The sequence below is a fragment of the Bacillus sp. AFS098217 genome, from assembly GCF_002551815.1.
Taxonomy (GTDB): Bacteria; Bacillota; Bacilli; order Bacillales; family Bacillaceae_G; genus Bacillus_A.
Genome location: NZ_NVPR01000009.1, coordinates 13406 through 37493, shown reverse-complemented (window position 1 = coordinate 37493; position 24088 = coordinate 13406). Strand labels below are relative to the sequence as shown.

Genomic DNA, 24088 nt, shown 5'->3' with positions numbered 1-24088 from the left:
AGATGCTCTCTCCCACCCAAAAAGAGGGGGTTTATGTCGTTTTTTAATTGATGTATATATAGAAAAAACTTTTACACTTTAAATTTCCCAATCTAATTTTTCGACATCTATATCCCTGCTATCCAGAATAAAAGTAACCTACACTCGTTTGCTCNNAGATGCTCTCTCCCACCCAAAAAGAGGGGGTTTATGTCATTAGTTATCCTACATACTTTATCCTCTTATATCTGTATTATATATTCACAATCGACTGTTGATTTATAATTCGTTCATACAGCGCTTCTGATAGTTCAAGAAGATTCTTCGGCATTTCTTTCCCCTTAAATTTTTTTTGAATCGTGCCATACAAACCGATATCACGAAGTCTAAAAAATAAAGGTAACGAATCATACCAAACTTCTGCTAATTGGTGTTCAGATTCATATCCTTTTCTTACTACCTTTAATTGATTACGAGCAAACAATGTTTTCTCTCCTTCTGTCCCATTTGTTGTAAGAGCAGAATAATAAATAACCATTGCCAGATCATGAATAAAATAATTATAAGTTGCATCATCAAAATCAAAAATCGTCAATTCTTTCCCATCATAATGGAAGTTTCCTTGGTGAATATCACCGTGCATAAGTCCAAAAGTTTCCTTTTCTATCGGCAGCGTCTTTATCTTATCAATTAATGCATATGCAATCTTTTTTACTTGTTTATCCTCTAATTCCCCAATAATTGCTTTTTCGTCTATGTCCCATGTATCACGGTATTCTGTTTTAGGATAATCCATTGTAAGACGATGGAGTTGACCAATTGCTTTTCCCCACGCTTCAAATAAATTCTCTCCCCAATAAATAGATGTTACGTCTTTTACGCTTTCTCCTTTTGCATATGAAAAAAGAGAAGCATAAAAGAAAGTTCCGTCTGCTACTTGTATCTCTTCTACCAGTTTTTTAGATTTTGAATCATGTGGTCCCGCAACCTTAGCTCCGTTCTCTCCAAGATAGCGTAAAAAATGTAGTTCCGCTTCTACTTGCTTGTTAGAACGATGAGAAGAGTGCGTCAATCTTAGTACATAAGATCCTCCCTTTTCATCCTCTGCACGAAAAATATAGTTTTCAAAATCTCCAAGCGGAGTTTCTTCCACCTTAACATGAAATACATTTGCTGCTTCTTCTAAAATTTCATTGGTGAAAACTCGTTCTACAGCTATTTCCATATGTAGTCCCTCCTTTATGTATTCCTCTACTTAATTCGACATAAATGTGAGAAATACTGCTTCATCAATTCTGTTTCAGATGGAATTTTACAGCCTTCTTTTCATTGAAGATTATCAACCGAATTGCTGATCTCAGTATCAATTTGTTCATACTTACTTATCATTTAGAATTCTCCTTGCATTACGATCAACTGCTGATTATTCATTTTTTCCAATAAAAGTAAAATGAATATAAATATTTAGTCGACAATCCGCATTTTTATAAAAAATTTTATATTTTTCTTTTCATTCTAAAAAACATGTAGTATACTAACTTCAAAATCAGAGGAGAAAGGGAGCAAAGAACTATGCTTACTTATACAACTATAGTTACATTTGCACAAAAACATCATCATCATACGTAAACCCTTGAAACCTAGCGGAAAAAATTACGCGTAGGTACAAGGGTTATTCCCGTTGTACCTACGTTAGGCAAAGAGCCATGTAGGTATTTTTTATCTACATGGCTCTTTTTTGTTTGTAAAAACGCTAGTAAAAAAGTGCTGAATAAGCAAAACTACTACAAAGGAGATCGACAATTATGGAAACAAAAAAATGGGGTTTATGGATTTTAACAGCATTCGTTGTTGGTAATATGGTTGGAGGCGGCGTATTTATGCTTCCAGCAAATTTAGCACAAGTATCAGGCCCAATGGGATCTACACTTGCCTGGAGTATTACAGGTCTTGGTGTATTTATGATTGCACTTGTATTCGGAAATCTTGCAGTACGTAAACCGGAGCTAAAGGCCGGACCGCAAAGTTACGCACAGGCAATGTTTCCCTCTCAAAAAGCAGGGAAAGTTGCTGGATATAGCATGGCATGGGGATATTGGGCTGCGAACTGGGCTGCAACTGCTTCTGTTATCATTTCCTTTGCAGGATATTTATCTACATTCTTCCCAGTTTTACAAAGTAAGCAAGTTCTTTTTTCAATAAGCGGTTTTTCATTGGAACTTGGAAAGGGATTAACCTTTGCTGTATGTAGTATTATATTATGGGGCATTCAATATATTCTTTCTCAAAACATCGATAGAGCCGGAAACATGAATCTCCTTGCAACAATCGCAAAGATTATCGGATTTACAATGTTCATCGTTATTACATTATTTATTTTTAACGCTTCTAATTTCGGTGATGGTCAAACTTTTATGAATGAAGCAGGGAAATCAATCCCGTTAAGTGGACAAATAAATTCTGCCGCTATCACAACACTTTGGGCATTTATCGGAATTGAATCAGCTGTTATGTTGTCTAACCGTGCAAAGTCACAGCGTGATGTGAAAAAAGCAACGATTTTCGGATTAATTATTGCACTTCTTATTTACATGGCAATTACATTACTAACAATGGGTGCTCTTCCGCAAGATGCTTTAAAAGAGTCTCAAAAACCATTGGTAGATGCTTTAAACTTAGCAATCGGTAATAAAGGTGCTTACATTATGGCATTCCTTGCACTTGTATCATTATTCGGATCTACTGTCGGCTGGATTGTTGTTAGTTCAGAAGTACCTTATCAAGCGGCAAAGAATGGAATTTTCCCGAAATTTTTTGGAAGAACAAATAAAAAAGGCAGTCCTTCAAAATCACTGCTAGTTACAAATATTATGACGCAAATTTTCTTATTTTCAACAATCTCTGGCACTGTTTCAGAAGCATATAGTTTTGCCATTGTTGTTGCAACTTTAGCTTATTTAATTCCATACCTTGTTTCTACCTTATATCAATTAAAACTAGTTATTACAGGGGAAACATACGATATAACACCAGGATCTCGAGTAAAAGATGGAATCATTACCTTACTTGCACTTCTATATTCTATTTGGGTTATCAAAACTGGAACTGCTGATTTAAAAACATTTTTCTTAGGAATTGGATTATTTGTACTAGGACTTATTCTTTATCCAATTTTGATGAAAAATTCCTCTACTCCCGTTTCAGAACAACCGAATAACAAAGTAAGCTAATACGAATACAAAAGAAGCTGTCAGCACCATCCAAATACAATAGATGGTTCGCTCACAGCTTCTTTTTTCAATTAATGACTTTTACCTCGCTTGGTGAGGGCTAATAATCAGTTGTGGATGAAGAATCCCCCACTGATTAAAGTTTCACTTTATGATGTTCCATCTGATACTCTTTTCGGGTTAATAAAACGAGAGAAAGTCCTCCCATTAACAACATCACAATTAATGAAATGACCCCAATCCAATGGAAATGCTCCCAAAAGTAACCACTAAATGAACCAACAAAACTTGAACCTAGATAATAAAATAATAAATACAATGCTGCAGCCTGTGCTTTATTTATATCTGCATATTTTTCAATCGATGCACTAGCAATGGAATGACTTCCAAAGAAACCAAATGTAAAAATGGATAAACCAATAATTTTTATAATAAGGCTTGGAACGAGTGTCACTAATGCTCCTATCATCATAATCGTAATCGAAACCATAAGTGTAAATGTTCTACCATATTGATCTGCCTTTTTTCCCATAAATACAGAGCTAAACGTTCCTATCACATATACAATAAATAAAAATCCAATGAGCGTTTGACTTAATGAATACGGCGGTTCCTGTAATAGAAATCCAATATAATTGTACAGTGTGACAAAGCTACCCATAAGTGTAAACCCAAGTAAGATGGTTGCCACTAATTGTTTGTTTTTAAAATGTATTGTATACGCATTCCACATGGAGCGAACATGAACTGCTTTTTTCTTAGAGTTCATTGGAGTAGGTAATGTACGCCAAAATAGAATGCTACAGATGACCGTAATAATCCCAAGTAACCCTAATGCAACTCTCCATGACGAAAGATCCGTTGCAATGCCAATAAAAATACGACCAGTCATCCCTCCTATCCCATTTCCACAAATATAGAGCCCCATAACCTTTCCTAATCCACTTGGCTCAAATTCTTCTCCAATATAAGTCATTGCAATAGAAGGCAAACCTGCTATACATACCCCGAGTAATCCTCTTAATAAAACAAGCGTGATAAAATTAGGACTAAATGCTGTCAGTGTCCCAATTATAGAGGTCAAGAATATGGATAATATCATGATACGTTTTCGACCAATTACGTCTGAAATTGATGCTGCAATCAGCATCATAATTGCCATTGTACCTGTTGTAATAGATAATGTTATACTTGCTGCTGCTGCGGAAACATGAAACTCTTTTGCTAATATAGGCAATAATGGTTGCGTTGCATACAGCGTAGCAAATGTAACAAATCCGCCAAGAAACAATGCTATGCTAGCATTTGTATATGTCTTTGTTCCTTTTTGGATATAAGTCATTGCAATCTCCTCTTTTCCTATCAAAACTACCTTCTTTATGCTACGCTTCCTTTATCTATGTGTCTAATTTATAATTTGCATCATATCAATAACAAAAACGCATGACAAGGAGAAGACGATATGGAATGGCATCAAATTGAAAATTTTATTGCCGTCGCGAAATATAACCATTTTACAAAAGCAGCGAAAGAACAATTAGTGTCTCAGCCTGCTCTTAGCCGTTCAATCTTAAAATTAGAAGAAGAGCTTGGTGTACCATTATTTATACGAGAAGGAAAAACAATCTCCTTAACTAAATACGGAGAAATGTTTTTAAAAAGAGCGAAACAAGCACAAAGTGCATTACATACTGGTATTGCGGAAATACAGGAAAAAGTTTCTCCTGATCGAGGGGAAATTTCAATTGCATTTTTACACACTTTAGGCACTCGCCCAATTCCAAAGATTGTTGCTGATTACAAAAAGATTTATCCAAAAGTGACATTTCAAATGTATCAGGGAGCTAATATTAACCTTTTACAAAAAGTAAAAGATGGAGTAGCAGACATATGCTTGTCTTCTCCACCAATCCCGCATGAACAAATTGAATGGGAAACATTAAGAATAGAACCTTTATATTTGACAGTTTCAAAAGCACATCCACTTGCAAAACAAAGTAGTGTGTCATTTCAAGAACTAGGAAATGAAGAATTTATCTGTTTTAAAGATGGTTATGGACTTCGTTATGTATTTGATCAAATGTGTGAATCTCTTCAAGTTCACCCTAAAATTACGTTTATGGGGGAAGAAATTGCAACAATCTTTGGATTAGTATCCGCTGGACTTGGTATAGCCATCTTACCGAAAGTCAAAGAGTTTAATCAATCCCAACTACATTTTCTAGAAATTACTGACTATCCTTGTGAACGAACCATTGCCTTAGCTACAGCGCGCAATCATTATTTATCTCCTGCAGCAAAAACGTTTAAGGAATTTATTATAGAACATTTCCAAGAATATACTCCCTAAAGGTTTATGATTTTAAAGTGTGCCTTTTATCCCATAAACATAATAAAAACTGCTCTTTATTAGATTATAAGAGCAGTTTTTATTACGTAATACTTTTGCCATATTCCCAAATAAAAAACATACTAATAATACGGATATGGTGTTGATGGATAAGTTGCCGGATATGGCGCTGGATACGGCGCTGGATACGTTGAAGGATAGGATACCGGATATGGCGCTGGATAATACCCGCCACCACTTGTTAGCGCTCCAGCTGTAAGACCTCCTAGCAATCCACCTGCAAAGCTACCTGGGAAAAACGCACTTCCGCCCCATGCACCACCCCATCCGCCTCCATGATGGTGGTGATGATCATGATGGTGTCCGCCGTGATGATGTCCACCATGATTGTGCCCATGATGCCCGCCATGATTTCGTATATAATTCATTTTATCCACATCTCCCTTTTTACTAATTATTTGCTATTACATGCAGGACAGTGCAATTCCTTTGTTTTCAATTTTTCATCAATATATGCTGTATGAATCATAAGGATACTCTTGATCATCTGTATAGTATGGATAACCATACCCACCATAATCAAAAGCAGGACTAAGTAAAACGCCCGCTACAACAACCGGAAAAAAAACGCCGCCCAAAAATGGTGGGTGTCCAAAGCCACCATGCCCAAATCCTCCAACTGGGCGATAGGCTCTATACAATTCATTCACGCTCCGTTTCATAGAAAAACGTAACAATATACGTTATGTAGGACAAATGCGGAAGGCATGGGCAAAATGTCTATATTGTGTAAAAAAAATAAAATGTTTTATAATAAAACTATTAAAGTACAACTTCTTATATTTAAGAAAGAATAGGTGAAATGCATACATATGAAAAATCGCGTTGTTCAATTACTATTTGGATTAGCTATTGTAGTAACTATCCTCATCTTGGTAAATAAATCAGTTATCTCGCTATATACTTTTGTTGGTGTACTATGGCCCATCACTGTTATAGGGATTTCCTTCATTATTTTTATTGAAAATCGTTCACCACAAAGTACATTAGCATGGTTTTTAGTATTAGCACTCCTTCCAGCTATAGGTGTACTATTGTACTTACTTTTTGGGCGAAGCCGCTGGAGAAGAACAAAGCATTTACATCGTGCAGAAGAACAAAGAAAGTTATTCCGGAAGATTTTAGATGGACGGAGTTTTGATCTAGAAATACCTTCCCCACTAAGTGAACGATCTGCCCATTTAACAAAAATCATACAAAAGTTTGGTGGCGGCCCTGTCGCCAATGAAACGACAACAAAACTCTTAACAAACGGTGAGGAAACATTTACTGAGATTATACAAGCTATTGAAAATGCCACACATCATATCCATATTCAATACTACATTTATCGATCAGATGAAATCGGTACAAAAATTCGAGATGCATTAATAAAGAAAGCAAAATCCGGTGTTATCGTACGCTTTCTTTATGATGGGCTTGGAAGTAATACGTTACGAAATCACTTCTTACAACCTATGAAAGAAGCAGGAATTGAAGTGATTGAATTTGATCCTATCCTTTCCCCTTGGCTACTGGAAACAGTAAATTATCGTAATCACCGTAAAATTGTGATTGTGGATGGAACAATTGGTTTTACAGGTGGACTCAACGTTGGCGATGAATATCTTGGTCGTTCAAAGAAGTTTCCTATTTGGCGCGATAGCCATTTAGAAATAGAGGGAAAAGCATTATATAAACTACAAGCCATCTTCCTAGAAGATTGGCTCTATGCTTCTAGTGATTTAAATACTTATTCTTGGGATCAATTTATAAATAAAGAATACTTTCCAGATCAAGGAGTTCTTCAAGCAGAAGGTGCCGTTCAAATCGTCGCAAGTGGACCGAGCTCAGATGATACAAGTATTCGTAATGCCTTATTGAAAGTTATGGGATCTGCAAAAAAATCAATTTGGATCGCCACTCCATACTTCATTCCTGATCAAGAAACATTAACATTACTACGTTTAAGTGCACTCTCTGGAGTGGATGTCCGTATTTTATACCCTGGAAAAAGTGACAGCGTCATTAGCGATCAAGCATCTCAATCATACTTTACACCACTTCTAAAAGCAGGGGCATCCATTTACCGCTATAAAGATGGCTTTATGCATGCTAAGATTGTACTTGTTGATGATGATGTTGCAACAATTGGTACAGCAAATATGGATATTCGTAGCTTTGCGCTTAATTATGAGCTCATTGCAATCTTATATGAATCTAAAACGGTTTTAGATATAAAAAGTGATTTTAAACAAGATTTTAAAGACTCTGTAGAGATTAAATGGGAGTCATTTCAAAAGCGAAGTATTCAAAAACGAGTACTCGAATCTTTTATGCGACTCATTTCACCTCTACTGTAAATTTCTAAAAAGTAATCAATTCAAATTTGATTACTTTTTTCTTTTATCATGCTGCATTCCTCCCACCCCTTTCCTTTGCATACCATATTAAAACAAGTTATCATAAGATGTGTTTGTTTTACTTTATGAAAATAATGTTAGGTGGGAAATACATGTTAGAACAATTTCATATACATGCTGATTTAAAGCAGCAATTAGCAACAATTCACGAGAAAAATAAGCAAGCAGCTGGTGAAAATGCACATTTAATTGGAACAAAAATGTACAAAGCATCGGATAACAGCATTATTGAAGATGCGATTACAGCACTTCTTCTTGGCAAAAACATTCTATTAAAAGGGCCAACTGGAAGCGGTAAGACAGTCCTTGCAGAAACGCTCTCTTCCTTATTCCAAAAACCAATGCATAGCATTAACTGTTCTGTTGATTTAGATGTAGAAGGTATTTTAGGCTACAATACTTTAAAAACAAACAATGGCGCATCTGAAGTTTCCTTCGTTGACGGCCCTCTTATGAAAGCAATGCAAAATGGACATTTCTTATATATCGATGAAATCAACATGGCAAAACCAGAGACGCTTCCTCTTCTTCATGGTGCATTAGATTACCGTAAAATGATTACTAACCCATTTACACAGCAAGTCGTATACGGTGATGAGGAATATCGTGTAATTGCCGCAATTAATGAAGGTTATGTTGGAACAAGTGAACTAAATGAAGCATTAAAAAACCGTTTTGTTATTATTGAAGTCCCTTATATTCAAGGGGATACTTTAAAACAACTATTATTATCCGAATCAAAATTAAAAGACATTGCAACAATTGAAAAGTTTGTGGCATTTGCAAGTGATCTTATGCCTCTTGCTCGTGATGGACGTGTAAGTGAAGAAGCAGCAAGTATTCGTGGTATTATCGACGCATGTGACTTAGGTGTATATATTCCTGTTATGCGTGCCATTGAGCGAAGCATTATCGCAAAATTAAATGATGAAACAGAACAAATGACTGTCCGTGAATTAGCAGAAAGCTATTTCTTTGAGGGATAATTCATGAGACAAATTTTTAGTGACAAAAAAATTGATGCGTCGCTGTTTCTTCAAATGGAAAATTTAATGTACGCTCTTCTAAAAGAAGACGATGCTTACTTGGAATACGGTTATAAAGCATATTACGACGAAATGGAGAAGAAGGTTGTCATCAGTCACTTTTGGGATGATCGAAAAGAAGAAGATACAGTAATTGGATTAAAAAGCGAAGTATTTTTAAAAGCACTTGGCAACAAACATTACTCGGACATGACATTAATTCGTTCTTATGCAATCGAATTACAAGAATCTCCTCTTAAAAAGTTTTTAACACAATTATTTGTTCTATTAGAGGACTTACGGGTTGAGGAAATTGTGAAAGGCTTACGTCCTGGCACAAAACATATTTTTAGAAGACGTAAAGAAATGTATCGAAATTATTTCAGCTCACAAAATGAAATAAACCGCGTTCGTAACTATCATGGTGACCGTCTATTTTGCCTATGCTATCTTTCATTAACGAGCGATAAATACGAAATGTTTAATAACGAATATTTTGAGCAGATTGAAGCCATTTTACACGAAGCATTCCAAGCACGTAATACAGAAGATACAATGTATATTGTTGAAAAAATTCGTTATCGCTTAGAAGGATTTCTTGAAACTGATATGATTAACAACTACTTTGGACATGCACCACTCTATTTATCTGTTATTGCTGATGAAAAGAATGGGCGTCCTGAGGATTTAGCAAATGACGATACCCAAATCGTAGATGACGATGATAATAAAAATAAAATGGATGAGAGTTTCTCTACATGGCATCGTGAAAATAAAAATAGCGAAAATGAAAACTTCTTACGCTTTGAATTAGAAAGTGGTACAAAAACAAATATGATGGGCGATACAGCTCGTGAGTCTGAAGATGGCGATCAAGCACTCGGATCGGTACAAGGTACTTCTCAAAAAAGTACACAGTCGAACTTTGATCAAGCAGATGCGCAAGATGCGAGATCTTCCCATGCTTCTAGTCAAAATGAGGGTATATACGGTAAATATAACGTTGGTGCCTCTCATACATTTAAAGAAGCTCGTAAGCCAACCGCTGACGATAAGAAAGACTATCAAACCATCAAGTCAGTCATTAATAAGGACGTAAAAGAACTAAAAAAAATTATTGAAAAAACGATTGAAAACAAAACAAACGCAAATAGTGATAAATATTACGGCAGACTCCGCAAAAAGTTTCTGCGTATTTATACAGAAAAGCAACCGCGTATGTTTTACAAAAAAGGGCAGGAATCACAAGAGCTTGACGTTGCCTTTCAACTATTAGTTGACTGCTCTGGCTCCATGTATAACAAAATGGAAGAAACAAAAAAGAGTGTTGTTCTGTTCCACGAAGCATTAAAATCATTAAAAATCCCACATGCGATTAGTGGTTTTTGGGAAGATGCTTCTAGTGCTACACCAGAAGATAAACCAAACGTAATTCATGAAGTTGTAACGTATAAAAATTCAACACTTCCAAACATTGGACCAGAAATTATGCAACTTCGTGAAGAAGAAGATAATCGTGACGGTTATATCATTCGTATCGCTTCTGAAAAGCTTGCAAAAAGACCAGAGAAGCACAAATTCTTGCTTGTCTTTACAGATGGTGAACCATCCGCTTTAGACTATCAGCAAGACGGTATTTTAGATACGCATGAAGCTGTTAAACTCGCTCGTAAAAGCGGTATGGAAGTAATCGGGATTTTCATCGAAGAAGGTGAAGCAAAAGAAGCCACTTACCAATTAATGAAAAATATTTATAATCACCACTTCTTAGTTGCGAATCATGCTGAAGATTTACGACTGAAAATTAAACCACTATTGAAGAGATTATTATTGAAGACGATTGAATAGAACCCAGGAGCTAAACTAACTCCTGGGTTTTTATTTGTACTTTGTCGAATCATCGATATATATTTTAAAAATCGCTGATAATAAAAAGAACCGATTCACTTTCTCGAATCGGCTCTTCCTATTAATTCAACACTAACTCAGCTGCTAATTTTTTTTTTAACTTCGCCAGCATATCAGCTGTCATTTTATCTAAATCATACTCTGCTTTAAAGCCCCACTCTTCTTTTGCTGCTGTTGCATCAATTGAGTTTGGCCAGCTATTAGCAATTGTTTGACGAGCTGAATCTACAGCGTAATCCATTGTAAACGTCGGGATGTGCTTACGAATAGATGCTGCAATTTGCTCTGGTTCGAAGCTCATTGCGGTAATATTAAAAGCGTTGCGATGTATTAATTTACTTGGATCTGCTTCCATTAATGAAACAATTGCTTGCAATGCATCTGGCATATACATCATATCCATGTATGTACCTTCTGCAATGTAAGAGGTGTACGTACCTTTTTTAATTGCTTCATAATAAATTTCAACTGCATAATCAGTTGTACCGCCTCCTGGAGGAGCTACATAAGAAATCAAACCTGGGAAACGTACCCCGCGCGTATCAACACCAAATTTTTGATAATAGTAATCACATAACAATTCTCCTGCTACTTTGTTTACTCCATACATTGTAGTCGGACGCTGAATCGTATCTTGTGGTGTATTATCTTTTGGCGTTGTTGGACCGAATGCCCCTATAGAACTTGGCGTAAAAAATTTACAGTTAAGTTCACGTGCTGCTTCTAATGCATTTACAAGTCCACCCATATTTAAATTCCAAGCAAATAGCGGATTTTTTTCTGCAGTTGCTGAAAGTAAAGCTGCTAAATGAATAATTGTATCTACTTCATTACGTTTCGCAATATCATGCAGTTTTTGACCATCTGTTACATCTAACGTTTCAAACGGACCAGATTTTACAACATCGCTATCTGTTTCACGAATATCTGTTGCAATAACGTTTGATGCACCGTATACATCGCGAAGTTTCATTACAAGTTCAGAACCAATTTGCCCTAAAGAACCGGTTACTAGAATTTTTTTCATTTTTCCCCACTCCTCATTTGCAAGCTTTCAAAAGATGTAATTGTATTAGATGATTCCCATTTCTTTTCCCACTTTTTCATACGTACGAATTGCTTCATCAAGCATTTCCTTCGTATGTGCCGCTGTCGGCATATTACGAACACGACCTGTTCCTTTTGCTACAGTTGGGAACACAATTGATTTTGCGTATACGCCTTCTTCATTTAAACGTTTACTGAATTCTTGTGTTAATACTTCATCACCAATAATACAAGGTGTAATTGGCGTTTCACTTTCTCCAATGTTAAAGCCAAGCTCTTTTAAGCCTTGTTTTAAATAACGGCCATTTTCCCATAAGCGGTCATGTAATTCCGTGCTTTCCATTAAAATCTCAATGGATCTCATACAAGCTGCTGCATCTGCTGGCGTTAAAGCTGTTGAGAATAAGAATGGACGTGAACGAACTTTTAGCCAATCAATTAAGTTTTGCTTTCCTGCTACATATCCACCAATTACACCAATCGCTTTTGATAATGTACCAATTTGGAAATCAACTTTATCAGAAAGACCAAAATGTTTTACAGTACCTGCGCCTTTTCCAAGTACACCTGAACCGTGTGCATCATCTACATATGTCATTAAATCTAGTTCTTCTGCAATCTCAACAATTTCTGGCAGTTTTGCAACATCTCCATCCATTGAGAAAACACCATCTGTAATAACCATTAATTTATTGTAAAGACCTGACTCTTTCGCTTCGATTGCTTTTTTACGCAGGTCTTCCATATCAGAATGTTTATAAACGATAATTTTCGCTCTTGATAAACGGCTACCATCAATGATAGACGCATGATTCAATTCATCAGAAAGAATCGCATCATTTTTATCCATAACAGCTGAAATCGCTGCCATATTACAGTTAAATCCTGATTGATATGCAATTGCTGCTTCTGTATGTTTAAACTTTGCAATTGTTTCTTCTAATTTAATATGCAAATCTAAAGTACCGTTAATTGTACGAACAGCCCCTGCCCCTACACCGTACTTATGAATTGCACCAATTGCCGCTTCTTGTAAGCGATTATCAGTCGCTAAACCAAGATAATTATTTGAAGATAAGTTAATATATTCTTTCCCGCCAATTGTAATGATCGGTCCATTTGGACTTTCTAGCGGATCAATTACGTTATAAAGACCCTTTGCTTTTAAATCCTCTAAATTTTCTTCTAAAAAGTTTTCGAGTGTTTTACTAGACATTGTGAAGCCTCCCCATCGTTCATGTAAGCAGATTATTATCATAATAATGCCAATAATCCCTCTACTAGCTTAACACGTTTTCAAAATTTATTATAGAAAAATAGTTTAAAGAAAACGCTTACATATTTCATATTATATAGGATTAAATACAAGAAATCTATGATTTGCTTTAAACGTTTGATAGAATGAAAAAAATGTTTTTAAGAGCTGAGAAAAGGGCATTTATAGAATCTGAAGTATATAACGGTAACTCTTTTTTTAAGCAATAATTGAAAAACGCTTTGTAAAATAATACTTTTCTAAACCAGCTCTCCTTTTCGAGAGCTGGTTTTTTTTGCTTTCACGGAAGTTTCACATTATTTCTTTTTGTATTTTTATTCTCAATATGTTATATTGTAAAAGTAAATAAAATGTGTTTTCTCTATATCAGAAGAATTGTTTTAATTAGAATTTTCTGATTTATCATTATTTTATTTTCTTTTGGAATTCAAATACTACATCTGAAAACGCTTATTATCTCGTTTTCAGGGAAAAATAGGGTAACGGCTGAAGTCTTAATAGGTTATTTAAGAAATTTTCTTTCTATTTCCATATAATACTATTGACTTCTAAATATTTTGTAAATTAAAATGATTACATAAATATCCGTTATACAGGATTAGGGGGAAGCAAAATGGATGCAGCTTTAAAATTAGACAAAGCTGGAGAACAACAATCACCAAAAAAACATCCACCTGGATTATACTTGTTGTTCTTAACAGAAATGTGGGAAAGATTTAGTTACTACGGAATGCGTGGACTTTTAGTACTCTATTTAACAACAGCTGCTGTTAGTGGCGGTTTAGGATTTGATAAAGCAGACGCTGTACAACTTTATGGTACATTTACAATGCTTGTATATTTCACACCAATTATTGGTGGATGGTTAACTGACCACTTTATCCCAAGACGTCTTGCAATTACTATTGGCGGTATTATTATGGCAGTTGGTAACTTTGTTCTATTTTCAATGAATACAAAAACTGGACTCTTTTTAGGATTAGGATTATTAGTTATTGGTAATGGATTCTTCAAACCAAATATTTCTACTCTATTAGGTGAATTATACGGTGAAAATGATTCACGTCGTGACAGTGCTTTTACAATTTTCTATATGGGTATCAACGTAGGGGCTTTCTTTGCACCACTTATTTGTGGTTTCCTAGCAGAAGATTTCTTTAAAACAAGCGTTGATGGCGTTATGGTTATGGGTTATAAATATGGATTCTTAGCTGCTTGTATCGGTATGATTATCGGGCAGATTTTCTTTAACCTATTAGCTCCTCGTTACCTTGGTAAAGCAGGAACAACAGTTGTAGGTAAAAAATCAAAAGACAAAAATGCAAAAGCAATTGAGAAAAAACCTTTAACAAAACAAGAAAAAAACCGTACTTGGGCAATCATCATTTTAACTTGCTTCGTTGTCTTCTTCTGGGCAGGTTTTGAACAAGCAGGTAGTTCTTTTACTCTTTATACAGATAAGTTTGTTGATCGCACTATTTTCGGATGGGAGATTCCAACATCTTGGTTCCAATCTGTTAACCCAGCATTTATCGTTTTATTAGCACCAGTTGTATCTATGTTATGGACGAAACTATCTAAAACAAAACATGGTGACTTAAAAGTTCCAACAAAAATGGCACTTGGTATGATTCTTTTAGGCGTCGGTTATCTTGCATTAACATTAGCAGTTCTAAAAACAGGAAGTGACGAAGCTCATATTACAGCTAAGGCTAACTTACTGTTTATTGTTATCACATATATGTTCCATACAATAGGTGAATTATTCCTATCACCTATCGGCCTATCAATGGTAAGTAAAATTGCACCTGTAAAATTAGCTTCTTTATTAATGGGTGTATGGTTAGCTGGTAGTGGGTTTGCTAATAAGCTATCAGGGATGTTAGCAGCTTACACACAATCTTTAGGTTATTTAGAGGTGTTCTCAAGTATTGGTATTATCGTAATCGTACTAGGATTGGTACTTCTTATGTTCTCTAAAAAAATTGCACGTATGATGGAATAACAATACCATTAAGAAAGGACCCTCAAATACGAGGGTCCTTTTTATATCTTCCTTATTGTATTTTTACTACTTCTAATAACAAAAGTAAATGTGTAACCATGCGACGGTCTCTTAACAACTGTAAAAGATTACACGCCTCTTTCATTTCCTTCGTATCAATTTTTTGAATGAGTCCCTCCTCTCTTCTTCTAAGGAACAAGTGATCTCTCCCATTGAACTACTGAAAATGTCCTATCCTTTTCTTTCCTCTTGCTATTAGTGTTTGATACTTTGTTTTTCAGCTTGGAAGACAATGTTCCCATCTACCATTGTGAAAACAACTGTAGCCTCTTTAATTTCTGTCACAGGTACAGCGAATAAATTCCGATCCAATACGACTATGTCAGCTAATTTCCCCTCTTCTATCGTCCCAAGTTCATCTTCACGAAATGAAGCATATGCAGGAGCGTATGTGTATGCTCGTAAAGCTTCAGCTAAAGAAATTCTCTCCTGTGAATTCCACACTACACCTTGATCATCTAATCTTGTTACAGCTCGATAAATCTCTGGCAGTGGATTTAATGTAACAACAGGATAATCACTTCCAAATACGAGCATAGTACCTGAATCCATTAATGTTTTCATCAAATAGTTGTGTTGCATTCTTTCTGACCCAATTAAATTTGTATATACTTCTTTACTTGTCAGATTAATATGCTCCGGCTGAATAGACGCCAGTACACCTAACTTTTGAAATCTCTCAATATCACTTGGATGAATCATTTCAACATGCTCAATTGCGTGTCTTGCATCTCTTTTACCATTTTGTCTTTGAGCCTCTTCAAAAGCATCTAACGCTAAACGTACAGCCCCATCCCCAATCGCATGGAACCTTACACGAAATCCTTCTTTATCAGCATCCACTGTCCATTTCTTTATTATTTCTGGAGGATAAGTAGTATGTCCCTTTGTCGTCTCATTGCAATATGGTTCAAGCAAATAAGCAGTATAGCTTGTGGTTACGCCATCGATAAATTGTTTAAATCCACAAAATTGAACCATATTAGAGCGGTACGTTTCATTTAAACCTTTCGCTAAGTTTACATCACCATTCAGAGGAGCAACAAAATGAACCCTTGTTGTTAACTTGCCTTCTTTTTCAAATTCATCATATAGTTCAGCTTCTTCCACACTCATTTCAGGTATTCTCAATAAATCATGCACAGAGGTTACGCCACATTTTGCAGCTTCGCTTAAAAAACGCTGAAGCAGTACTCTATTACGTTCTGGATTAAACTGTAATACATTTGTTGCTAATCCTACTGCATTCTCCTTTAAAATTCCTGTTGGCTCACCATTCTTATCTTTCACAATTTCTCCATACGGTGGATTTTTTGTTCCTCTATGAATCCCTGCCATTTCTAGTGCTTTACTGTTTAGCCAAGCACTATGGAACTCAGCATGATATAAAAATACCGGCCGGTCTGCAATGTATTCATCTAATATATTTCGATGCGGTTCTTCCTGGCATTCCCACAAATTTTGCTCCCAGCTGCTTCCGATCACACAAGGTGCATTTTCATTTCCATCAGCATGTTCCTTTACAAGCTTTGCAACATCTCTAGCTGAACGTGCATGGATCAATTGTACTCCTTCATTGACTAAGCTTCCGAGCATCAAATGAATATGAAAATCATGAAACCCGGGTATAATAAGCTGATTTTCAAAATCATGTATAATGGTGTCAGCATCTACATAGTCTTGAATGTTTCCTTTTGGAGCAAGAGCAATAATTTTATTATCCTTAATAATAATTGAAGCTGAGATAGGAGTTTCTTCTATTCCCGTAAATACTGCATTACTACTTAAAATAACATCTGCTTTTTTCTTCATCATTCTCCTCCTAAACAGATAATTCTTGTCCATCTTCTTTCTGTGATTCATCAAAATTCATTTGTGGTGGTTGAACACGGAATAATTTTGTTATATATAGTAGATAAACAATTCCAACAAGTGCCCATATTCCTCCTAGCATCATAGACATCTTATCTAAATCACTCCATAATTTAATCGTTATACCTGCACCAATTAGCGGGATTACAAAATATAAAATTGTACATTTTAAAGACCTTTGACGTCCCTTGATAAAATAATGTGCAATAACGGAAATGTTCACAAATGTAAACGCGATCAATGCACCAAAATTAATAAAAGACGTAATTGTAACAAGGTCAGTAAATAGTGCTGCCAAAGCAAAGATACTTACTAAAACAATATTTTTGATAGGTGTTTGAAAACGTGGATGTATGTAGGAAAAGAATGTTTTCGGCAGTACTGAATCCCTTCCCATTGCATATAAAATACGCGAAACGCTGGCGTGAGAGGCTAAAGCTGAAGTGAATGCGGTTACAATCATTCCTGCAAGAAATAAAGCGTTAAATAAATTCCCGCCTATCATTCTAGCGATTTCAGCAGCTGCTGTATCTAAACTTTTGAAAGATAAATAATCTGGGTGTACTAAGTGTGCAAGATAAGAAACAATAATATAGCAAATGCCTGAGCAACCAATTACAAAAAATATCGCTTTCGGAATCGTTTTTGTTGGTTGAACTGTTTCTTCTGCAAAAGTTGTTAATGCATCAAATCCTAAAAAAGATAAACAAAGAACTGAAGCACCTGAAAACGCAGCGAAAATGGAAGAGTCGGGATTTACAAACGGTTTTAATGAAAATACGGTTCCCTCCCCAGTCCCCTTGAGAAGAGATATAACACATAAAACGCAAAACGAAATTAATACAATATATTGGAAACCTAAAAAAAGCATATTCATTGTAATCGTTACTTTTGTTCCTACAATATTGATTACAGTCACAATTACAATCATCGTTATAATCCATATACTAGAAGGAATAGAAGGAAGATATTCAGAGAGATACAGTGCAATAATGAGGAAATTGATCATTGGAATAAACAAGTAATCCATCAAAATCACCCAACCAACCATGAAACCTAGTCCTGGACTCAATGATTTTTGCGTATACGTATAAGCAGATCCAGAAACTGGATAAGCTTTCGTCATTTGTCCATAACTATATGCTGTAAACAACATTGCACATAGCGCAAGTATATAAGCTGTTGGGATTACCCCTTTTGATAAAGATTCTACAACGCCAAATGTAGTAAACACTGTTAATGGAGCCATATAAGCTAAACCTAATAATACAAGCTGAAAAAAATTCAACGAGCGCTTTAACTTAATATCATTCTTCACTTTTCAACCCCCTTCCTCTTTGTAATTGGTCTATGCAAATTATGTTCCAATTTGTCACTACATAGCAAAAACACTGCTTTCCCATGCTGTAAACTGAAAAAAACAATGGTTTATTTCACAAAAAGTATACTAATTTGCATAACCTATGAATTGCTGCATACTTTTATCATTTTAACCGAGAAGGCCCCCTCCTCTAAACGAAGTGAAGGTGGGGGTAGTTCAATAGTCTATAACTATGGGATAAAGTGAAACTTCCATCACCAATCGGACTTTTACGGGTCGTTTATCCCGCAAATAACGGGATAAATAAAAAACGGAAGTTAGCTCCTGAAAGCTAACTTCCGTTTTTTATCGCTCCTCTAACGCCGTAATATCCACTTGTACTGTTTCATGTGGAGTATCCACATCATGTACATCTGCAATTCCGCGCTCTTCATCACAACTTTCAATCCAAACTGGTACACCTTGATATGTAACATTGATTCGGCTTGAAGACGACAAAATTTGTTTCACACGCTTTATATCCATTAGTTTTCCTCCTTTTACTTATTCCCCCTTTTCTAGCTTGTCATATCCCGTTTAAATATATTCCATAAGAAAAGACGTATATTTCTATACGCCTCTTTCCAAAATATTCAAATTTTATGAAAATAATGTTTTTACAACTTCACTTACTTTGTCATTATGCACTTGATAATATACTTCTAAGCCACGTCTCTCAAAACGAACAACTTTATTCTGCTTTAATTTCGTTAAATGCTGTGAAACAGTCGATTGCGGAATTTCTAACACTTCCTGTAATTGCGTTACATTACATGTTCCACGTTGCATAAGCTCCATTACTAAACGAAGACGTAGTGGATGAGCTAGTGCTCTCAACATTTGTACATCCTCTTCTGAAATACGACAATCAAATTGGTTTTGATTCATAAAGTTCCCCTCATTTTTTCATTTTTATATTTCTCTTTATTTATTTATATATTTGTCTTTATATTTCCTGTTACGACACAACTTTATCAACTTCAAACAATAAAATTATCTTCCTCCTTTTATCAACATACACTTCAGAAAAAATCCATGCTGATTTTGAATATTATACTATACGATATAGTGAAAAGCAAAACATACGGATAGGAATACTTTGCTTCACAAATGCTGTTTTATCAACCTTCTTGTCATATTTTTTCCTTCATACTTCTTCCTGTAATGATATTGTAAGATATTGTTCTTAAATGATATATCATTGTAAAATTGTTTGACCCTTAGCAATAGCTTTGTTACGATAAAAAGAGTGAAATTTTGGTAAGGAGGCTGATTCACAATTAAAAAGTGGTTCCTAATTGGCTTAATTAGTATTGCACTTGGTTGGACAATTATCCATAACTTTGTACTTAAAGATAAAGAAGAACAACATACTACAGCATCTGATCTTCGAATCGGAACAGAAATCGGCAACATTGCACCTAATTTTCTTCTACAAACAATTGATGGGAAAGAAGTTCATCTTTCCGATTATAAAGGAAAAAAGGTGATATTGAATTTTTGGGCAAGTTGGTGTGGCCCATGTAAGATAGAAATGCCTGATATTGAAAAGTTCTATAATGATACAAAAGAAGACAAAATTGAGATTGTTGCTGTAAATGCAACTGCTAGTGAACAAGATCCCGCTCATGTGAAACAATTCCTTCAAGAAAATAAATATACTTTCCCTGTTCTATTAGACACAAAAGGACAAGCAAATGCAACATATCAAATTATGAGTATTCCAACATCCTTTATTCTTGATACAGAAGGAGTTATTCGTTTTAAACATGTAGGACCGATGACATACGAAAATATGAAGGAATACACGAAGAATTTATAAAGTGAAACTTTAATCTTCCTTACTCATTTTTAAATCTTAGGATGGGGTTACTTATACATAGAAGAGTAAAAGAGTGCTCAAAAACAGATGGGCACTCTTTTTGTCCAGTTTATGAACAAAATGTAGCGGATTTTTTACAGATAACACTATTATGGAATAATAATACTTTTTTACGTTGACAATAGTGTTGAAGGAGAATATACTTAGCAATGTAAGTTGATTGTGAATTGTTTCACAAATAATGTGAATTCATTCACATATTATAGATAGGAGTTGTCATTATTATGAGTACTTGGACACAGATTTACGATCCTTTGAACAATATTTGGTTATCAGCACTTGTCGCTGCTCTTCCAATCTTATTTTTTGTTCTTTGTTTAACAGTATTTAAGATCAAAGGATACTTATCAGGACTTTATAGTGTAATTTTAGCAATCATTATTTCCATACTTGTTTACAAAATGCCGGCAACTATGGCGGTATCATCAGCTGCATTTGGAGTAGTAGCTGGATTTTATCCAATTTGTACAATCGTTATCGCAGCAATTTTCCTTTACAAACTAACTGTAAAAACTGAGCAATTTAACGTCATTCGTGATAGCATTTCTAGTATTACAAACGACCGTCGTCTTCAAGTCTTGTTAATCGCTTATTCTTTCGGTGCTTTCTTAGAAGGTGCAGCAGGTTTCGGTGTACCAGTTGCAATTACAGCAGCATTACTTGTAGGTATGGGCTTTAACCCATTAAAAGCAGCTGGTATTTGTTTAGTTGCTAATATTGCCGGCGGTGCGATGGGAGCAATGGGTATTCCAGTTACAGTACCTGCTCAATTAACACAAATAGATCCATTAATTGTTGGTCGTCAAACTGTAACATTATTACCTTTCATTAGCTTTGTACTACCATTCTTACTTGTTGCAATGGTAGATGGTATAAAAGGAATTAAAGAAACTTGGCAAGGTATCATTGTAAGTGGTGGTGCATTTGCTATTACACAATTTGTTGTAACATATTTCCTTGGTGCAGAACTTACTGATATTTTCGCAGCTGTAGTCAGCATGATTGCATTATCATTATTCTTACGTGTATGGCAGCCAAAATCTTCAACACAAGAGAAAGCAAAGAAAAAAGAAAAACCTCATTATACTATGAAACAAATTTTATACGCTTGGTCACCATTTGTATTCTTAACTGCATTTGTAACAATTTTTAACTTAAAAGTAGTAAAAGCTTTATTCGCTCCAAACGGTGCATTAAGTAACTTAATATGGAATATTCAAGTACCTGGCCTGCACAATCACGTGATTAAAACAGCGCCAATTGTTAAAGCAGATACACCATTTGCAGCAATCTTTAAATTAGATGTATTCTCATCAACAACTACTGCTATTGTTCTTGCAATTATTGTATCTTTACTTGTATACCGCGTAAACGGTAAATTAGTAAAAGAATTAGCTATTGAAACATTAAAAGAGTTAAAAGCACCAATTTATACAATTTGTAGCGTAATCGCATTAGCATATGTAACAAACTATTCTGGTATGTCTTCAACTCTTGGATTAGCCTTATCATCTACTGGGAATATATTCCCAATCTTATCTCCGATCTTAGGTTGGATTGGCGTATTCATAACTGGTTCTGTAGTATCCAGCGGCTCTCTATTTGCACCTCTTCAAGCTGTTACAGCCGCTCAAATAAATATCGAGCCTTCTACTCTTGTTGCCTTAAACGTAGTCGGCGGTACAATGGCAAAAATGGTATCACCACAATCAGTTGCTGTAGCTTGCGCGGCAGTTGGAATAGTTGGTAAAGAATCAGAGCTATTTAAAATAACAATGAAATATAGCTTAATCTTCTTAGTAATTATTAGCTTACTGCAACTTAAATCTATATTTTAATATTTTTTAAAATCTGAAAACGATCCCTGACAAAGGGATCGTTTCTTCATTTTCTTTTCTAGACGAAATCATTCGAGATATTTGAATAAAAAATCCTGATACGTGTGTATCAGGATTTTTTATTCTTTAATAACGATGCACCTGCTATTTCAGGATGCGTCATTTCATGTGGATCTAAAATAATATCGAGCTCTTCTTCTGTTAAGACACCATGTTCTAAACAAAGTTCTCGAACTGATTTTCCTGTCGCAATAGCTTCACGAGCAATACGAGAAGCCGCTTCATATCCAATATGAGGGTTCACTGCTGTAATAATCCCAACGCTTTTTTCAACATATTGTTTCAGCAATTCTTCATTCGCAGTAATTCCCTCAATGCAATATTCACGGAATACACGGAATGCATTATTCATAATGCTAATGGATTGAATCAAATTAAAAACTAACACTGGTTCCATTACATTTAATTCTAGCTGCCCTGCTTCCGATGCTAAACAAATTGTATGGTCATTACCAATAACTTGGAATGCCACCTGGTTAATAACTTCTGCCATAACTGGATTTACTTTTCCTGGCATAATAGATGATCCTGGTTGGCGAGCTGGCAATTGAATTTCAGCTAGTCCAACCCTTGGACCAGATGCCATAATGCGTAAGTCATTTGCAATCTTAGACATGTTCATCATACACACTTTCAGCGCTGCTGATACTTCTGTATACGCATCTGTATTTTGCGTTGCATCGACTAAATGCTCTGCACCTACAAGTGGAAAACCACTAAGATTTCGCAAATGATTTACAACTCGCTCAATATAAATAGGATTTGCATTTAACCCTGTTCCAACAGCCGTTGCTCCCATATTTACTTCATATAAGTGTTGACGAGACTGTTTAATTCGCTTTATATCACGCTCAAGTACACGACCATACGCTTCGAATTCTTGACCAAGACGAATTGGAACTGCATCTTGCAAATGAGTACGTCCCATTTTAATCACATGGTCAAATTCTTTTGCTTTATTAGTAAAAGCAAGGTGAAGTTCCTCCATTGTAGCAAGTAACTCTTCCAGCACCATTAACGCTGCAATATGGATTCCTGTTGGAAATGCATCATTTGTTGATTGTGCCATATTTACATGTGTATTGGGACTAATTGTTGCATAATTTCCCTTTTCACACTTCATTCGTTCTAATGCACGGTTTGCAATTACTTCATTTGTATTCATATTAATTGAAGTTCCTGCCCCGCCCTGAATTGGATCTACAATAAACTGATCATGAAATTTTCCATCAACAATTTCCTGCGCAGCTTCTGCAATTTCTTTCCCAATATTTTCTGGTAAATAGCCCGTCTCCATATTTGCAAGTGCTGCCGCTTTTTTCACAATCGCCATAGCAGTAATGAGTGATTTATGAATACGATATCCCGTAATAGGAAAGTTTTCTACCGCACGCAATGTTTGAACACCATAATAAGCTTCATTTGGTACTTCTTTCTCACCTAAAAAATCTTTTTCTATCCGTATGTCTTTCGTTGCTATCATTTTCATCACCTATACTTTTCATTCTACCTCAATAATTTCCAAAGGTTTTTCTATGAAAATATAATTTTAATAAGAGAAATATTTCCATATATTCCTTCACTATACAGCACCCTTTCTGAAAGCGCAAACATTTGAACTTCTCTGCGCATTTTTCATCTATATACATCCATTTTGATTTTCCAGCATATAAGTCGCGGCTATGAAGAACAAAAAGTGACCGCTACTTGTTTGCTCTCTTTGTTTTCACTTGG

Annotated in this window: 20 protein-coding genes; 8 read left to right on the top strand and 12 right to left on the bottom strand. The window is 35.3% G+C overall.

Annotated elements, in window-relative coordinates; genetic code table 11:
- Positions 1-232: 232 nt before the first annotated feature.
- On the bottom strand, positions 233-1204 hold the full coding sequence (locus tag COO03_RS02115; RefSeq protein WP_097894828.1) for a phosphotransferase enzyme family protein: 972 nt from the start codon (positions 1202-1204) through the stop codon (positions 233-235).
- A gap of 580 nt (positions 1205-1784) precedes the next feature.
- On the opposite strand from COO03_RS02115, the gene COO03_RS02110 reads away from it, so the two are divergent.
- Positions 1785-3209 carry an amino acid permease gene (locus tag COO03_RS02110; protein WP_097894827.1) on the top strand — a complete coding sequence of 475 codons (1425 nt, stop codon included), beginning with the start codon at positions 1785-1787 and terminating at the stop codon, positions 3207-3209.
- A 136-nt stretch (positions 3210-3345) separates the two neighbouring features.
- Here COO03_RS02110 and COO03_RS02105 read toward each other — a convergent pair whose 3' ends face one another.
- The gene (locus COO03_RS02105; RefSeq protein WP_097894826.1) at positions 3346-4551 is read right to left on the bottom strand and encodes an MFS transporter; all 1206 of its coding nucleotides are present in this window, start codon (positions 4549-4551) and stop codon (positions 3346-3348) included.
- 120 nt (positions 4552-4671) lie between these two features.
- Here COO03_RS02105 and COO03_RS02100 point away from each other — a divergent pair, with 120 nt between their 5' ends.
- Positions 4672-5559: a LysR family transcriptional regulator gene (locus tag COO03_RS02100; RefSeq protein ID WP_097894825.1), complete on the top strand. Its 888-nt coding sequence runs from the start codon at positions 4672-4674 to the stop codon at positions 5557-5559.
- 122 nt (positions 5560-5681) lie between these two features.
- Here COO03_RS02100 and COO03_RS02095 read toward each other — a convergent pair whose 3' ends face one another.
- Positions 5682-5987: a hypothetical protein gene (locus COO03_RS02095; protein WP_097894824.1), complete on the bottom strand. Its 306-nt coding sequence runs from the start codon at positions 5985-5987 to the stop codon at positions 5682-5684.
- A 78-nt stretch (positions 5988-6065) separates the two neighbouring features.
- Positions 6066-6281 (bottom strand): hypothetical protein, encoded by a 216-nt coding sequence (locus COO03_RS02090; protein ID WP_097894823.1) that lies wholly within the window; start codon positions 6279-6281, stop codon positions 6066-6068.
- A gap of 150 nt (positions 6282-6431) precedes the next feature.
- Between COO03_RS02090 and COO03_RS02085 the strand changes: the two genes are divergently transcribed.
- The 3 genes from COO03_RS02085 (at position 6432) to COO03_RS02075 (ending at position 10894) form a co-directional block, all read left to right on the top strand.
- Positions 6432-7961, top strand: a complete 1530-nt coding sequence (locus COO03_RS02085; protein ID WP_097894822.1) for a cardiolipin synthase — start codon at positions 6432-6434, stop codon at positions 7959-7961.
- A gap of 152 nt (positions 7962-8113) precedes the next feature.
- Positions 8114-9007: an ATP-binding protein gene (locus COO03_RS02080; RefSeq protein WP_097894821.1), complete on the top strand. Its 894-nt coding sequence runs from the start codon at positions 8114-8116 to the stop codon at positions 9005-9007.
- Positions 9008-9010: 3 nt separating this feature from the next.
- The gene (locus tag COO03_RS02075; protein WP_097894820.1) at positions 9011-10894 is read left to right on the top strand and encodes a vWA domain-containing protein; all 1884 of its coding nucleotides are present in this window, start codon (positions 9011-9013) and stop codon (positions 10892-10894) included.
- Between the two features lie 121 nt (positions 10895-11015).
- Here COO03_RS02075 and COO03_RS02070 read toward each other — a convergent pair whose 3' ends face one another.
- Positions 11016-11981 (bottom strand): L-threonine 3-dehydrogenase, encoded by a 966-nt coding sequence (locus tag COO03_RS02070; protein WP_097894819.1) that lies wholly within the window; start codon positions 11979-11981, stop codon positions 11016-11018.
- A 45-nt stretch (positions 11982-12026) separates the two neighbouring features.
- Complete coding sequence (locus COO03_RS02065; RefSeq protein WP_097894818.1) at positions 12027-13217, bottom strand: glycine C-acetyltransferase; 1191 nt, start codon at positions 13215-13217, stop codon at positions 12027-12029.
- Between the two features lie 673 nt (positions 13218-13890).
- Between COO03_RS02065 and COO03_RS02060 the strand changes: the two genes are divergently transcribed.
- The gene (locus COO03_RS02060) at positions 13891-15282 is read left to right on the top strand and encodes a peptide MFS transporter (protein WP_097894817.1); all 1392 of its coding nucleotides are present in this window, start codon (positions 13891-13893) and stop codon (positions 15280-15282) included.
- A 52-nt stretch (positions 15283-15334) separates the two neighbouring features.
- Here COO03_RS02060 and COO03_RS26795 read toward each other — a convergent pair whose 3' ends face one another.
- From COO03_RS26795 to COO03_RS02040, 5 genes are all read right to left on the bottom strand, one after another.
- On the bottom strand, positions 15335-15481 hold the full coding sequence (locus COO03_RS26795) for a hypothetical protein (protein WP_154724631.1): 147 nt from the start codon (positions 15479-15481) through the stop codon (positions 15335-15337).
- A gap of 56 nt (positions 15482-15537) precedes the next feature.
- Positions 15538-17154 carry an amidohydrolase gene (locus tag COO03_RS02055; protein WP_097894816.1) on the bottom strand — a complete coding sequence of 539 codons (1617 nt, stop codon included), beginning with the start codon at positions 17152-17154 and terminating at the stop codon, positions 15538-15540.
- 10 nt (positions 17155-17164) lie between these two features.
- The gene (locus tag COO03_RS02050) at positions 17165-18532 is read right to left on the bottom strand and encodes an APC family permease (RefSeq protein ID WP_097894815.1); all 1368 of its coding nucleotides are present in this window, start codon (positions 18530-18532) and stop codon (positions 17165-17167) included.
- Positions 18533-18880: 348 nt separating this feature from the next.
- Positions 18881-19060 carry an acid-soluble spore protein H gene (locus COO03_RS02045; RefSeq protein WP_097894814.1) on the bottom strand — a complete coding sequence of 60 codons (180 nt, stop codon included), beginning with the start codon at positions 19058-19060 and terminating at the stop codon, positions 18881-18883.
- Between the two features lie 114 nt (positions 19061-19174).
- Positions 19175-19462 carry an ArsR/SmtB family transcription factor gene (locus tag COO03_RS02040; protein WP_001075218.1) on the bottom strand — a complete coding sequence of 96 codons (288 nt, stop codon included), beginning with the start codon at positions 19460-19462 and terminating at the stop codon, positions 19175-19177.
- Positions 19463-19853: 391 nt separating this feature from the next.
- Here COO03_RS02040 and COO03_RS02030 point away from each other — a divergent pair, with 391 nt between their 5' ends.
- Together COO03_RS02030 and COO03_RS02025 are read left to right on the top strand one after the other, a co-directional pair.
- A complete protein-coding gene (locus COO03_RS02030; RefSeq protein WP_373605235.1) occupies positions 19854-20396 on the top strand; it encodes a TlpA disulfide reductase family protein in 543 nt (180 codons plus the stop codon).
- A gap of 284 nt (positions 20397-20680) precedes the next feature.
- Positions 20681-22294 (top strand): L-lactate permease, encoded by a 1614-nt coding sequence (locus COO03_RS02025; protein ID WP_097894812.1) that lies wholly within the window; start codon positions 20681-20683, stop codon positions 22292-22294.
- Between the two features lie 109 nt (positions 22295-22403).
- Here COO03_RS02025 and aspA read toward each other — a convergent pair whose 3' ends face one another.
- A complete protein-coding gene (gene aspA, locus COO03_RS02020) occupies positions 22404-23837 on the bottom strand; it encodes an aspartate ammonia-lyase (protein ID WP_097894811.1) in 1434 nt (477 codons plus the stop codon).
- Positions 23838-24088 lie beyond the last annotated feature (251 nt).